This window comes from Streptomyces sp. NPDC007095, assembly GCF_040634475.1.
In the GTDB taxonomy this organism is placed as follows: Bacteria; Actinomycetota; Actinomycetes; order Streptomycetales; family Streptomycetaceae; genus Streptomyces.
The window spans coordinates 49,047-63,267 of record NZ_JBEYFS010000039.1 but is presented as its reverse complement, the minus strand read 5'-3'; the positions used below and the strand labels follow the sequence as shown (position 1 = coordinate 63,267).

The window sequence follows — 14,221 nt, the reverse complement described above, 5'->3', positions numbered from 1 at the left end:
GGACCCTGTGGGAGAGTAGGACGCCGCCGAACAAATTTTAGGGAGAACCCCCGTACCGGGAAATCGGTACGGGGGTTTTCTGCGTTCGGGATCAAGCCCTTTTTCGCGGTGGCTCCGCCACCCCTCCGCACCTCGACGCGAGCGCTGCGGGTAAGGTCAGGGGGCATCGTTGGCTCATTTCCCACAGGAGGCCCCCGGGTGGAGGTCCAGGAGACCCGCGTCCAGACGGACCGGGTCCTCACCATCCCGAACATCCTCAGCATGGCGCGCCTCGTCGGCGTACCCGTATTCCTGTGGCTGATCCTCCGGCCCGAGTTCGGCGGTCCCAAGAGTGACGGCTGGGCGCTGCTCGTGCTCATGCTGAGCGGCGTCAGCGACTATCTCGACGGGAAGCTCGCGCGGCGCTGGAACCAAATCAGCAGCCTCGGCCGACTGCTCGATCCCGCGGCGGATCGACTCTACATTCTGTCCACTCTTGTGGGGCTCACCTGGCGCGAGATTCTGCCGCTGTGGTTGACGGCTGTGCTTCTGGCGCGTGAGCTGGTTCTACTGGTGGTCGTGGCAGTCCTCCGGCGTCACGGCTATCCGCCGCTCCAGGTGAACTTCCTCGGGAAGGCGGCCACCTTCAACCTGATGTACGCCTTCCCTCTGTTGCTGCTCAGTGACGGAAGCGGATGGCTCGCTTCGCTCGCCGCGATTTTCGGATGGGCGTTCGCCGGGTGGGGTACAACCCTCTATTGGTGGGCAGGAGTCCTCTACGTGGTGCAGGTCCGCCGGCTTCTCAGGGCGGACGCCATGGCCGATTGAGCTCGGCCCGATGGGGCAGCTGAAGTGCCCAGATGGCCCGCACTCGAAAACTGCGGGACAATCAGGACGGGTGAAGTCGGCTAGACCGTCGTCTCTTCAAGGAGGACGCTTCCGACATGAAGGCCGTCGTGATGGCCGGAGGCGAAGGCACACGCCTTCGTCCCATGACCTCAAGCATGCCCAAGCCGCTCCTGCCGGTGGTGAACCGCCCGATCATGGAGCACGTGCTGCGGCTGCTCAAAAGGCATGGGCTCAACGAGACCGTCGTTACTGTCCAGTTCTTGGCCTCGCTGGTCAAGAACTATTTCGGTGACGGCGAGGAGCTCGGTATGGAGCTCACCTATGCCAATGAGGAGAAGCCACTCGGTACTGCCGGGAGCGTCAAGAACGCCGAGGAGGCGTTGAAGGACGACACTTTCCTGGTGATCTCTGGTGACGCCCTGACCGACTTCGATCTCACCGACCTCATCAATTTCCACAAGGAAAAGGGTGCGATGGTCACCGTCTGCCTGACGCGTGTGCCGAACCCCCTTGAATTCGGCATCACCATCGTGGACGAAGAGGGCAAGGTCGAGCGCTTCCTGGAGAAACCGACCTGGGGCCAGGTCTTCTCCGACACCGTCAACACGGGTATCTATGTGATGGAGCCGGAAGTCTTCGACTACGTCGAGGCCGATGTCTCCGTCGACTGGTCCGGCGATGTCTTCCCTCAGCTGATGAAGGAGGGCAAGCCGGTCTTCGGCTATATCGCCGAGGGCTATTGGGAGGACGTCGGCACGCACGAGAGCTATGTGAAGGCGCAGGCCGACGTCCTGGAGGGCAAGGTCGACGTCGAGATCGACGGTTTCGAGATCTCCCCGGGCGTATGGGTCGCCGAAGGCGCCGAAGTGCACGCCGACGCCGTACTGCGTGGCCCGCTCTACATCGGCGACTACGCCAAGGTCGAGGCGGGCGCCGAAATCCGGGAGCACACCGTCGTCGGCTCCAACGTCGTCGTCAAGAGCGGGGCCTTTCTGCACAGGGCCGTGGTTCACGACAACGTGTACATCGGCCAGCACAGCAATTTGCGGGGCTGCGTGATCGGGAAGAACACCGATATCATGCGGGCCGCGAGGATCGAGGACGGCGCTGTCATCGGCGATGAATGCCTCGTCGGTGAAGAATCGATCATCCAGGGAAACGTACGCGTCTATCCGTTCAAGACCATCGAGGCCGGCGCCTTCGTCAACACCTCGGTGATCTGGGAGTCGCGCGGTCAGGCGCATCTCTTCGGCGCCCGCGGTGTCACCGGAATCCTGAACGTGGAGATCACTCCGGAGCTCGCCGTGCGCCTCGCGGGGGCGTACGCGACGACGCTCAAGAAGGGTTCCACCGTCACCACGGCCCGCGACCACTCCCGAGGCGCCCGAGCGCTGAAGCGGGCGGTTATTTCAGCCCTGCAGGCCAGCGCCATCGATGTACGCGACCTGGAGAACGTACCGCTGCCAGTGGCCCGTCAGCAGACCGCCAGGGGCAGTGCGGGCGGGATCATGATCCGTACGACGCCCGGGGTGCCGGACTCCGTCGACATCATGTTCTTCGACGAGCAGGGTGCCGACCTGTCGCAAGGGGGTCAGCGGAAGTTGGACCGGGTGTTCGCGCGGCAGGAGTACCGGCGTGCGTTCCCGGGTGAGATCGGGGATCTGCACTTCCCGGCCAGCGTCTTCGACTCGTACACCGGATCGCTGCTCAGGAATGTCGACACCACCGGTATCGCCGAATCCGGTCTGAAGGTGGTCGTGGACGCCTCGAACGGCAGTGCGGGGCTGGTGTTGCCCAGCCTGTTGGGCAAGCTCGGTGTGGACTCCCTGACCATCAATCCGGGTCTCGACGAATCCAGGCCCACCGAGACGGCGGACACGCGGCGGGCCGGCCTGGTGCGGCTGGGCGAGATCGTCGCGTCCGCGCGGGCCGCGTTCGGGGTGCGTTTCGACCCGGTGGGCGAGCGGCTCTCGCTCGTCGACGAGAAGGGACGGATCGTCGAGGACGACCGGGCCCTGCTCGTCATGCTCGACCTGGTGGCCGCGGAGCGGCGCAGCGGGCGGGTGGCGCTGCCGGTGACCACCACGCGGATCGCCGAGCAGGTGGCGGCGTACCACGGGACGCAGGTGGAGTGGACGACGACGTCTCCGGATGATCTGACGAGGGTCGGACGCGAGGAGTCGACGATCTTCGGCGGTGACGGGCGCGGCGGATTCATCATTCCGGAGTTCAGCAGCGTCTTCGACGGCGCGGCGGCTTTCGTACGACTGATCGGGCTGGTGGCGCGGACGCAGCTCACGCTGAGCCAGATCGACGCGCGGATTCCGCGGGCGCATGTCCTCAAGCGCGACCTGGCCACTCCTTGGGCTGTCAAGGGCCTGGTGATGCGCCGGGTCGTGGAGGCGGCCGGGGACCGGTTCGTGGACACGACCGACGGCGTACGGGTGGTGGAGACGGACGGGCGCTGGGTGATGGTGCTTCCCGACCCCGCCGAGGCGGTGACGCATCTGTGGGCGGAGGGGCCTGACGACGCGTCCGCGGAGGCCCTGCTCGACGAGTGGGCTGCCGTCGTGGACAGCGCAGGTCGCTGAAACGGACAGCACGAGCGCGTGCCGGACAAGTGCCCCCAAAGGGGCCTGTCCGGCACGCCGGTGGGGCCATTCGGAGGTAGCACCCGCGACGTGCGACGATGTGCGGCATGCCGCAGCAGCCCCCCATTCGGAGCACACCTCCGCGCCCCCCGCGCCCGGACGCCTCCATGTCGCTGCTCACCAACGTCATGGATCACAGCCTCGACGACGGATACGCCGAGGCGGCCGCCCGTAGGCAGACCGAGGGTGCCGGCGGCATGCCGAAAACGGTGCGGGCGAAGCTGGGCCTCGCGGCCGGCCTCGTCCTTGCGGCCCTGGTGGTGACCGTGGGCGCGGCGAACGCGCGGATTGCTGCCCCGGTCGTCGCCAAGGAGCGCCAGGAGCTCATCGACCGCGTCGAGCGGGAGACCGCGGCCGCGGACAAGCTCGAGAGCGGTGTCGACACCCTGCGCGACGATGTGAGCGCCAAGCAGAACGAGGCGTTGAAGAAGCAGGGGGGCAGCGGCCAGGCCGATCTGGTGGGCGTCCTGTCGGGTGCCGTCGCCGTCCACGGGCCCGGTGTGAAGCTCGTCGTGAACGACGCCAAGGAAGCCACCGAGGGCGGCAACGGCAATCCTCGTGAGACCAGTGGGTTCTCCGACACCGGGCGCGTCCGCGACCGTGACATGCAGCGGGTCGTCAACGGGCTCTGGGAGTCCGGTGCGGAGGCCGTCTCGATCAACGGACAGCGGCTGACGGCACTGTCGGCGATCAGGGCAGCCGGTGACGCGATACTGGTCGACAACAAGCCGTTGGTGCCGCCCTACACGGTGCTGGCGGTGGGGGACGGCGAGCGGCTCAGCACCAGGTTCCAGAACAGTGCCGACGGCCTGTATCTGCACGCCCTACAGGAGAACTACGGCATCCGGACCGCCATTTCCGTCGAGAAGGACGTCCAGTTGCCCGCCGCACCGAGTGTGATCGTACGTACAGCACAGCCGAGCACAGAGAAGGGCACATCGTGATCGCCGTACTGGGCCTCGTCGTGGGAGTCGTGGCTGGATTGTTGGTCCGGCCCGAGGTTCCGGCGGTCGTCGAGCCTTACCTTCCGATCGCCGTTGTGGCGGCGCTGGACGCCGTCTTCGGAGGGCTGCGGGCGATGCTCGACGGCATCTTCGACGACAAGGTCTTCGTGGTCTCCTTCCTGTCGAACGTGGTCGTGGCCGCATTGATCGTCTTCCTGGGCGACAAGCTGGGCGTGGGCGCCCAACTCTCCACCGGTGTCGTGGTCGTCCTCGGCATCCGCATCTTCTCCAACGCCGCGGCGATCCGCCGGCACGTGTTCCGGGCGTGAGGCCGATGAGCAACGAAGGCGAGACACCCGAGAACCGGCTGCGCAGGGAACTTCCCGAAGAGGTCCCGGCCGTGGCTCCCGAGAGTTCGGGGCCCGAGCAGCGTGACGAGAAGGACGGGCCGCCGCTGACCGGCCGGCAGCGGCTCGTGAAGGGGGTGTGGCCGCCGCGGGTGACGCGCGCGCAACTCATCGTCGCCCTGCTTCTGTTCGGCCTCGGCTTCGGCCTGGCCGTCCAGGTGGCCTCCAACAGCGACAGCGGCAGCGCCCTGCGCGGCGCGCGTCAAGAAGATCTCGTACGCATCCTCGATGAACTCGACAACCGTACGCAGCGTCTAGAAGACGAGAAGCAGGGTCTCGAAGATCAGCGCACCGAGCTGGAGAACAGCTCGAACCAGGCCGCGGAGGCCCGCAAGCAGACCGCCGAGAAGGAGAAGCAACTCGGCATTCTGGCGGGCACGGTGGCGGCGCAGGGACCCGGCATCACGCTGACGGTCAACGACACGAAGGGGACGGTCAAGGCGGACATGCTGCTTGACGCGATCCAGGAGCTGCGCGCCGCCGGTGCGGAGGCGATCCAGGTGAACGGTGTACGGGTCGTCGCCAGCACCTATCTGGCCGACTCCGGCAAGGGCGTGAGTGTCGACGGGAACAAGATCACTCAGCCCTATCGTTTCAAGGTCATCGGTAAGCCGCAGGACCTCGAGCCGGCGCTCAACATCCCCGGAGGCGTGGTGCAGACTCTCGAGAAGGAGCAGGCCACCGTCACGGTGGAGCGTGCGACGAAGATCATTGTGGATGCCTTGCGGGCTGCGAAGCAGCCTGACTACGCTCGGTCGTCCTCCCAGTGAACCGGGGGTGCATGGGCGTCGTCCGGCGAGGGCATGAGGTTGCGGGGGGTCGGCGCACCGAATGGGTGGTGCGTGGTGGAAACTGTCTGGTGGATACGGACGTTGTGAGGATGTCCGGGTCGACCGGTGTGTTCAATCAGTGTTCGTCCTGCCCCACGGGCGGGTCTGTTTCGGTCAAGGGGAATCGCCCGTGAAGTTGTTTGCGAAGTTGTTCGGCAAGAGCGCACGAGGAGAGGGCAGCGACAACGCGACTGCCCGACACCGTGCACCACGCCATGGAGACGCGGAGGGCCAGAGCGGCGACCGCCCGCTGTTCCGGGACCAGGTCGGTGACATTCCCGGTGGTCAGGGCGCGCCGTCTGTTGACCCTGCCCAGTCCGGACGCATAGGTTTCGGGGAACCGTCAGCCTCAAGTGCGGGTGGAGGGTTCGCCTCCGACCCGTACGCGTCCCATGCCCCTGGGGGGCAGCCGCGGCAGGAGGATCCGTCCATGTCGGCCCTGGTGTGTACGAGGTGCGGTAACCGCAACGCGGAGAACAGCCGCTTCTGCTCCAACTGCGGTGCGCCGCTGCGGCCCGGTGCGGTCCCGGAGCGTGCGTCCGAGACCACATCCACGATCTCCATTTCGGGCATCGAGGCCTACGATGCCGAGGTCACCGGCCAGACGCAGATGCCGACGCTCTCTCCGGAGGCGCAGGCGGCCGTCGACGCGCTACCGCTCGGCTCTGCGCTCCTGGTGGTGCGCCGCGGTCCGAACTCGGGCAGCCGCTTCCTGCTGGACGGTGACCTGACCACGGCCGGGCGTCATCCGCAGAGCGACATCTTCCTGGACGACGTGACCGTGTCGCGTCGCCACGTGGAGTTCCGTCGCGCCGCGGACGGCTCGTTCACGGTCGCGGACGTGGGCAGCCTGAACGGCACGTACGTCAACCGGGAGCGAATCGACTCGGTCCCGCTGTCGAACGGCGATGAGGTGCAGATCGGCAAGTACCGGCTGGTCTTCTACGCGAGCCAGCGAGGCATCTGACCCTCCCCCGGACTCCGTCCGGGGGGACCCTCAGGAAGGTCCATGCTTCGATCACCGAGCGGCGGTGCCGGGAGCGGTACCGCCGCAGCGGACAGTGGGCTGATCAGCATCGGCTCGGTGCTGAACACGCTGCGCGACGAGTTTCCCGAAGTCACGATCTCCAAGATCCGGTTCCTGGAGTCGGAGGGGCTCATCGAGCCGCAGCGGACCCCCTCGGGGTATCGCAAGTTCAGCCAGGCCGACGTCGAGCGCCTCGGGCACGTACTGCGGATGCAGCGGGACCACTATCTGCCGTTGAAGGTGATCCGCGAGCATCTGGACGCTCTGGAGCGTGGGGAGCCGGTGCGTCTGCCGTCCGTGGGGCGGCAGCGCGACTCCGGCGACGGGGAGCCGTTCGGTGGGCTCGGTGACCTCTTCGGGGAGCCCGAGGCACCCACAGCGGCCCGGGTGGGCCGTGCGGAGCTCCTGGCCGCCGCCGAGATCGGTGAGCAGGAGCTTCAGGAGTGGGAGTCGTACGGACTCCTCGCCCCGCTTCCGGACGGGGCATATGACGCTGAGGCGGTGACGGTCGCCGCGCTCGTCGTCGAGCTCGGGCGGTTCGGGATCGAGCCGCGCCATTTGCGTGCGATGAAGGCCGCGGCCGACCGTGACGCGGGGCTCGTGGACCAGGTGGTGGCCCCTTTGCGGCGCCACCGCAATCCGCAGACCAGGGCGCACGCCGAGGCCCGTACGAAGGAGCTGGCGGGGCTCACGGTGAAGCTGCACGCGGCGCTGGTGCAGACCGCGCTGGGCGTCCGGCTGCCCTGACCCGAAGTGTCCGGCGGGCGTCCGGATCGGCCACCCGTTCTGTGCCCGACTACCCAAACGTCCCGGGCACGGCCTAGGGTTGCTGTGTGAACGAGCTCGATGTCGTAGGTGTCCGGGTCGAAATGCCCTCCAACCAACCGATCGTGCTCCTGCGTGAAGTGGGAGGCGACCGTTACCTCCCCATCTGGATCGGACCGGGGGAGGCGACGGCGATCGCCTTCGCCCAGCAGGGCATGGCCCCCGCGCGACCGCTGACCCACGATCTGTTCAAGGACGTGCTGGAAGCCGTCGGCCAGGAGCTCACCGAGGTGCGCATCACTGATCTGCGCGAGGGGGTCTTCTACGCGGAGCTGGTGTTCGCCAGCGGGGTCGAGGTCAGTGCCCGCCCGTCCGACGCCATAGCGCTGGCGCTGCGCACCGGAACGCCGATCTACGGCAGTGACGGGGTGCTCGACGACGCCGGCATCGCGATCCCGGACGAGCAGGAGGACGAGGTGGAGAAGTTCCGAGAGTTCCTCGATCAGATCTCGCCCGAGGACTTCGGGACCAACAGCCAGTGAGGGGACCGGCCAACCGGTGACGCGACCGCCCGTCCGCGGACGGGCGATCGGACGCAGGGCTGGTGGGTCAGGGCGTGGCGTCCGCCCCCTGACAAACCGATGGATCGCAGGACTCCGGGGCGGCAATTGCCCCTAGCCCGTGTGGTGCGCTGCGGCCCGCTCCGAGAGCATTCGGCTAGCCTTTCCCCGCGGTGGGACACGGGAAACCACTCCTAGGGTGATTATCACTCGGCGTGCCGAGTGTGGCGATCGTTGACGCACCCCCGGTGACTGCCTACCGTCGAGAGGGCAGGTCAAGGACGGAGGTCGGCGTGAGAAGCAGCGGCGACGGTACGGCTGGGGGTGCCCCCGGACGAAGTCTGGGGGAGAGCAGCCCGTACCCGCTTCACGGCAGCGCGGCCGATCACGTTCCGCAGCGGCCGACAGCGGTGTCTGGCGAGCAAGGTGAGGGAGGGGCGGCTGCCGAGGAGATCGGCTACCGCGGTCCGACGGCGTGTGCCGCCGCGGGCATCACCTACCGGCAGCTGGACTACTGGGCCAGGACCGGTCTGGTCGAACCGAGCGTGCGGCCCGCTTACGGGTCGGGGACCCAGCGGCTCTACAGCTTCCGGGATGTCGTCGTCCTGAAGATCGTGAAGCGGTTCCTCGACACGGGAGTGTCGTTGCAGAACATCCGCACCACGGTCCAGCACCTCAGGGAACGCGGCTTCCGGGACCTGGAGCGGATGACGCTGATGAGCGACGGCGCGACCGTCTACGAATGTTCCTCGCCCGACGAGGTCCACGCCCTGTTGCAGGGCGGCCAGGGCGTCTTCGGGATCGCCGTGGGCGTGGTGTGGCGGGACGTCGAGAGCGCGCTCTCGCAGTTGCACGGGGAGCGCGTGGACACGGGCGAGACGCTCGTCGGGCACAACCCGACGGACGAGCTGGCGCGTCGGCGCAATCGGGCCGTCTGAGGTCCGCAGAGGCATTGTCAGTGGCGTAGGGCAGCATCGGAGATGTGAGAACCGCGCCTACGATCCTGCATCTCGACATGGATGCCTTCTTCGCCTCGGCGGAGCAGGCAGCCAAGCCGAGCCTGCGCGGGAAGGCCGTCGTCGTGGGCGGACTCGGACCCCGCGGAGTCGTCGCGACCGCCTCGTACGAGGCACGGGTCTTCGGGGTGCACTCGGCGATGCCCATGGCCCAGGCACGGCGGCTGGCGCCGAACGCCGCATATCTCGTGCCCCGCTTCACCCTCTACCGGGAGGTCAGCGAGCAGGTGATGGGGCTGCTGGGGGCGCTGTCGCCGTTGGTGGAGCCGTTGAGCCTTGACGAGGCGTTCGTCGATCTGGAGGCGGGGGAGGCGGCCTGGGACGAGGCTTCCGCGCGGCTGGCCGGGGTGAAACTGCGCGCGGACATCCGGGCCGTCACGGGGCTGACGGGTTCGGTGGGGCTCGCCGCGTCCAAGATGCTCGCCAAGATCGCTTCGGAGCAGGCGAAGCCCGACGGTCTCGTGGTCATCGAACCGGGGACGGAGCGCGCGCTGCTGGGGCCCATGTCGGTGCGGACGCTGCCGGGTGTCGGGCCGGCGACCGGGGACCATCTGCGCCGGGCAGGGATCACCACGGTCGACGAGATCGCCGAGGCGGGCGAGGACGAACTCGTACGGCTGGTGGGGAAGGCGCACGGGCACGCGCTGTACGCGATGGCGCTGGCGCACGACGAGCGGCCCGTGGTGGCCGAGCGGGAGACGAAGTCCGTATCGGTGGAGGACACGTACGACGTGGACATCCACGACCGGATGCGGGTCGGCTTGGAGGTGCAGCGGCTCGCCGACCGGTGTGTGCGGCGGTTGCGGGGTGCGGGGCTGTCCGGGCGGACCATCGTCCTGAAGGTGCGCAGGTACGACTTCTCGACGCTGACCCGGTCCGAGACGCTGCGAGGGCCGACGGACGACCCCGGCGTCGTACGGGAGGCCGCCGCGCGGCTTCTGGAGGCGGTGGACACGACCGGGGGCGTGCGGCTGCTGGGGGTCGGCGTCTCGGGGCTCGCCGACTACACGCAGGAGGACCTGTTCGCCCAGGCGCAAGCGGAGGCGGAGGCCGCCGCGGGGGAGTCGGCGGTACTGGAGCATCCGGGCGAAGAGAGGGCGGAGGAAGCGGCTGCCGAGCAGGCGTCGCCTGCCGAGCGGCGGTGGCCTGCGGGGCATGACGTGCGGCATGCGGAGTTCGGGCACGGGTGGGTGCAGGGGAGTGGGCTCGGGAGGGTGACCGTGCGGTTCGAGACGCCTTACTCCGAGCCGGGGCGTGTGCGGACGTTTCGTACGGATGATGTCGCGTTGGAGTTGGCTGATCCGTTGCCGCTGGTGATGGGGGCCGTGTGCGATCGCCGTGGGGGGTGAGGTCGGTTCGGCAGTCGCGGGTTGTTTGTGGCCGGTCGCGCCCACGCGGCGGAGCCGCATGATGTCAGAGCCCCGCGCCCCTTTCGGGGCGCGTCGGCGGGGCCCGACCCGAGAAGTTACCCCTCGTCCGTGCCTGCCAGGCGGCCGAAGTCGCGGTCCGGGGGCGGGGGTGGGGGTGTCACGTCCAGGCCGTAGTGGTGGTAGAGCTGGATTTCCTGTTCGGGGGAGAGGTGGCGGCCCACGCCGAAGTCGGGGGCGTCCTTGATCAGGGCGCGGTCGAAGGGGACACGCAGCGTGCCCTCGACGACTTCGCTGGGCTCCAGGGGGACGAAGGCGTCCCTGCTGAACAGGCCCGTCCGTATGGCGGCCCACTCCGGGACGCCGGTCGCGTCGTCGAGATAGACCTCGTCGACCGTGCCGATCTTGGCGCCGTTGCGGTCGAGCGCCTTGCGGCCGATCAGGTTGCGCGGATCGATGTCGGTCTGCACGGTCCCTCCACTCGCTAGCAACTCATCCGTAAGCACTACAAAAGAGCACATTCGGGAAGGTGGCCACTCGAAAGCTCGTGCGTTGTCCTCGCTGGTAGGCTGGCAAGCGGCTGCTGACCCCGTGCGGGAGAGTCCTCCAGACATCACCGGAGGCGCCGAAGGAGCAAATCCTCCCCGGAATCTCTCAGGCACACGTACCGCACGGACGAGGTCACTCTGGAAAGCAGGGCGGGTGTCGAAGGCCTCCGCTCTCACCGACGGTGAAAGCCGGGTCGCAGTGAGCGGGCGGTCCGGTGAAGCTCTCAGGTTGAGATGACAGAGGGGGAGGCCGTCGGGGTACCCGCGCCGTGGTGCCCCTCGAAGGTCGTGTCAGACCAGGAGGCCTCCGCAATGACCGCCCATCGCATTCCGCTCTCCGAGCTCGAACAGGGAATCCCCTTCGAGCAGCGCCACATCGGGCCCGACCCCGAAGCACGGGCCAAGATGCTCGCGCAGGTCGGGTACGGCTCGCTCGACGAGCTGACGGCCGCCGCTGTGCCGGACGTCATCAAGAACGCCGAGGCGCTGGAGCTGCCGGGCGCACGCACCGAGGCCGAGGTACTGGCCGAGCTGCGCTCCCTCGCGGATCGCAACCAGGTGCTCGACTCGATGATCGGCCTCGGCTACTACGGCACGTTCACGCCGCCGGTGATCCTGCGCAACGTCATGGAGAACCCGGCCTGGTACACCGCGTACACGCCGTACCAGCCGGAGATCTCCCAGGGGCGGCTCGAAGCGCTGCTGAACTTCCAGACCGTCGTCGCCGAGCTGACCGGGCTGCCCACCTCCGGCGCCTCGCTGCTCGACGAGGGCACCGCCGCCGCCGAGGCGATGGCGCTGTCCCGGCGCATGGGCAAGAACAAGAAGGGCCTCTTCCTGGTCGACGCGGACACCCTGCCGCAGACCGTCGCCGTCATCGAGACCCGCGCCGAGCCGACCGGCGTCGAGATCGTCGTCGCCGACCTGGGCGAGGGCATCCCGGCCGAGATCGCCGGGCGTGAGATCAACGGCGTGCTGATCCAGTACCCGGGCGCCTCCGGTGCCGTACGCGACCTGAAGCCCGTCATCGAGCAGGCGCACGAGCTCGGCGCGGTCGTCACGGTCGCCGCCGACCTGCTCGCCCTCACGCTGCTCACCTCGCCCGGTGAGCTCGGCGCCGACATCGCGATCGGTACGACCCAGCGCTTCGGAGTGCCGATGGGCTTCGGCGGTCCGCACGCCGGATACATGGCGGTGCGCGAGAAGTTCGCGCGCAGCCTGCCCGGCCGGCTGGTGGGCGTCTCCGTGGACGCCGACGGACACAAGGCGTACCGGCTCGCCCTGCAGACGCGGGAGCAGCACATCCGCCGCGAGAAGGCGACCAGCAACATCTGTACGGCGCAGGTGCTGCTCGCGGTGATGGCCGGCATGTACGCCGTCTACCACGGTCCCGAGGGCCTGCGGACCATCGCGCGGCGTACGCACCGGTACGCCACGATCCTTGCCGCGGGCCTGACGGCCGGCGGGGTCGAGGTCGTGCACGGTGCGTACTTCGACACGCTGACCGCGCGGGTGCCGGGCCGGGCCGCCGAGGTCGTGGCGGGCGCGCGCCGCGGAGGCGTCAACCTCCATCTCGTCGACGCCGACCACGTGTCGATCGCCTGCGACGAGACCACCGCCCGCAAGCAGGTGGGCGCCGTCTGGACCGCGTTCGGCGTCGACGGCGACATCGAGGCCCTGGATGCCATCGCCGAGGACACGCTGCCCGCGGCGCTGCTGCGCACCGACGACTACCTCACGCACCCGGTCTTCCACCAGTACCGCTCCGAGACCGCGATGCTGCGCTACCTTCGCAGGCTGTCCGACCGTGACTACGCGCTCGACCGCGGCATGATCCCGCTGGGCTCCTGCACCATGAAGCTCAACGCGACCACCGAGATGGAGCCGGTCACCTGGCCCGAGTTCGGCCAGCTGCACCCCTTCGTGCCCGCCGAGCAGGCACAGGGCTATCTCACCCTCATCCAGGAGCTGGAGGAGCGGCTCGCCGAGGTCACCGGGTACGACAAGGTGTCGCTCCAGCCGAACGCGGGCTCCCAGGGCGAGCTGGCCGGGCTGCTGGCCGTACGCGGCTACCACCGGGCCAACGGCGATGACCAGCGCACGATCTGCCTGATCCCGTCCTCCGCGCACGGCACGAACGCCGCGAGTGCCGTGATGGCCGGCATGAAGGTCGTCGTCGTGAAGACCGCCGAGGACGGCGAGATCGACGTCGAGGACCTGCGCGCGAAGATCGAGCAGTACCGCGACGAGCTGTCCGTGCTGATGATCACGTACCCCTCGACGCACGGTGTGTTCGAGGAGCACGTCGCCGACATCTGCGCGCAGGTGCACGAGGCGGGCGGGCAGGTGTACGTCGACGGTGCCAACCTCAACGCGCTGGTGGGCCTCGCCAAGCCGGGCCACTTCGGCGGTGACGTCTCCCACCTGAACCTGCACAAGACGTTCTGCATCCCGCACGGCGGTGGTGGTCCGGGCGTGGGCCCGGTCGGCGTACGCGCGCACCTGGCGCCGTACCTGCCGAACCACCCGCTGCAGCCCGCGGCCGGTCCCGAGACAGGCGTGGGACCGATCTCGGCCGCTCCCTGGGGCTCGGCGGGCATTCTTCCGATCTCCTGGGCGTACGTCCGTCTCATGGGCGGTGAGGGCCTCAAGCGGGCCACGCAGGTGGCGGTGCTGTCCGCGAACTACGTCGCCAAGCGCCTGGAGCCGCACTTCCCGGTGCTCTACACCGGCCCCGGCGGGCTGGTCGCGCACGAGTGCATCATCGATCTGCGTCCGCTGACCAAGGCGACCGGCGTCAGCGTCGACGACATCGCCAAGCGGCTCATCGACTACGGCTTCCACGCGCCGACGATGTCCTTCCCGGTGGCAGGCACGCTGATGATCGAGCCCACCGAGTCCGAGGACCTGATCGAGCTCGACCGGTTCTGCGAGGCGATGATCGCCATTCGTGCGGAGATCGACAAGGTCGGCTCGGGCGTCTGGGCGGCCGAGGACAACCCGCTGCGGAACGCGCCGCACACCGCCGCCGCGCTCGGCGGCGAGTGGGAACACGCGTACACCCGCGAGGAGGCCGTCTTCCCGGCCGGCGTCTCGGCCGCGGACAAGTACTGGCCGCCGGTGCGCCGCATCGACCAGGCGTACGGCGACCGGAACCTGGTCTGTTCCTGCCCGCCGCTGGACGCTTACGAAGAGTAGTCACCCTCGGATGCGCGTCGGGGCCGGTTCGGAGATCACGTCTCCGGGCCGGCCCCTCTCCATGTCTGGGTGACGGTCAC

The 14,221-nt window shown here is 68.5% G+C and carries 12 protein-coding genes and 1 riboswitch; of the genes, 11 read left to right on the top strand and 1 reads right to left on the bottom strand.

Going from position 1 to position 14,221, the window contains the following annotated elements; translation table 11 throughout:
• Nucleotides 1-198 precede the first annotated feature (198 nt).
• The 10 genes from ABZ656_RS16010 (at nucleotide 199) to ABZ656_RS15965 (ending at nucleotide 10,377) form a co-directional block, all read left to right on the top strand.
• The gene (locus tag ABZ656_RS16010; RefSeq protein WP_054229135.1) at nucleotides 199-807 is read left to right on the top strand and encodes a CDP-alcohol phosphatidyltransferase family protein; all 609 of its coding nucleotides are present in this window, start codon (nucleotides 199-201) and stop codon (nucleotides 805-807) included.
• 116 nt (nucleotides 808-923) lie between these two features.
• The gene (locus tag ABZ656_RS16005; protein ID WP_101406369.1) at nucleotides 924-3,419 is read left to right on the top strand and encodes a mannose-1-phosphate guanyltransferase; all 2,496 of its coding nucleotides are present in this window, start codon (nucleotides 924-926) and stop codon (nucleotides 3,417-3,419) included.
• 107 nt (nucleotides 3,420-3,526) lie between these two features.
• Nucleotides 3,527-4,423 carry a DUF881 domain-containing protein gene (locus tag ABZ656_RS16000; protein WP_360268401.1) on the top strand — a complete coding sequence of 299 codons (897 nt, stop codon included), beginning with the start codon at nucleotides 3,527-3,529 and terminating at the stop codon, nucleotides 4,421-4,423.
• Nucleotides 4,420-4,752: a small basic family protein gene (locus tag ABZ656_RS15995; protein ID WP_003988855.1), complete on the top strand. Its 333-nt coding sequence runs from the start codon at nucleotides 4,420-4,422 to the stop codon at nucleotides 4,750-4,752. Before ABZ656_RS16000 ends, ABZ656_RS15995 begins: the two co-directional genes overlap by 4 nt.
• A gap of 5 nt (nucleotides 4,753-4,757) precedes the next feature.
• Nucleotides 4,758-5,600, top strand: a complete 843-nt coding sequence (locus ABZ656_RS15990) for a DUF881 domain-containing protein (protein ID WP_101406371.1) — start codon at nucleotides 4,758-4,760, stop codon at nucleotides 5,598-5,600.
• Between the two features lie 61 nt (nucleotides 5,601-5,661).
• Complete coding sequence (locus tag ABZ656_RS15985; protein ID WP_101406372.1) at nucleotides 5,662-6,627, top strand: zinc-ribbon and FHA domain-containing protein; 966 nt, start codon at nucleotides 5,662-5,664, stop codon at nucleotides 6,625-6,627.
• A 42-nt stretch (nucleotides 6,628-6,669) separates the two neighbouring features.
• Nucleotides 6,670-7,434: a MerR family transcriptional regulator gene (locus tag ABZ656_RS15980; protein ID WP_101406373.1), complete on the top strand. Its 765-nt coding sequence runs from the start codon at nucleotides 6,670-6,672 to the stop codon at nucleotides 7,432-7,434.
• 86 nt (nucleotides 7,435-7,520) lie between these two features.
• Nucleotides 7,521-7,994 carry a bifunctional nuclease family protein gene (locus ABZ656_RS15975; RefSeq protein ID WP_006123076.1) on the top strand — a complete coding sequence of 158 codons (474 nt, stop codon included), beginning with the start codon at nucleotides 7,521-7,523 and terminating at the stop codon, nucleotides 7,992-7,994.
• Nucleotides 7,995-8,305: 311 nt separating this feature from the next.
• The gene (locus tag ABZ656_RS15970; RefSeq protein ID WP_360268396.1) at nucleotides 8,306-8,950 is read left to right on the top strand and encodes a MerR family transcriptional regulator; all 645 of its coding nucleotides are present in this window, start codon (nucleotides 8,306-8,308) and stop codon (nucleotides 8,948-8,950) included.
• 44 nt (nucleotides 8,951-8,994) lie between these two features.
• On the top strand, nucleotides 8,995-10,377 hold the full coding sequence (locus tag ABZ656_RS15965) for a DNA polymerase IV (RefSeq protein ID WP_360268393.1): 1,383 nt from the start codon (nucleotides 8,995-8,997) through the stop codon (nucleotides 10,375-10,377).
• 116 nt (nucleotides 10,378-10,493) lie between these two features.
• Here the strand turns inward: ABZ656_RS15965 and ABZ656_RS15960 are convergent, their stop codons facing one another.
• The gene (locus ABZ656_RS15960) at nucleotides 10,494-10,865 is read right to left on the bottom strand and encodes a PRC-barrel domain-containing protein (RefSeq protein WP_180362595.1); all 372 of its coding nucleotides are present in this window, start codon (nucleotides 10,863-10,865) and stop codon (nucleotides 10,494-10,496) included.
• A 114-nt stretch (nucleotides 10,866-10,979) separates the two neighbouring features.
• Nucleotides 10,980-11,075, top strand: a riboswitch (glycine riboswitch).
• Between the two features lie 180 nt (nucleotides 11,076-11,255).
• Between ABZ656_RS15960 and gcvP the strand changes: the two genes are divergently transcribed.
• The gene (gene gcvP / locus ABZ656_RS15955) at nucleotides 11,256-14,141 is read left to right on the top strand and encodes an aminomethyl-transferring glycine dehydrogenase (protein WP_101406376.1); all 2,886 of its coding nucleotides are present in this window, start codon (nucleotides 11,256-11,258) and stop codon (nucleotides 14,139-14,141) included.
• Nucleotides 14,142-14,221 lie beyond the last annotated feature (80 nt).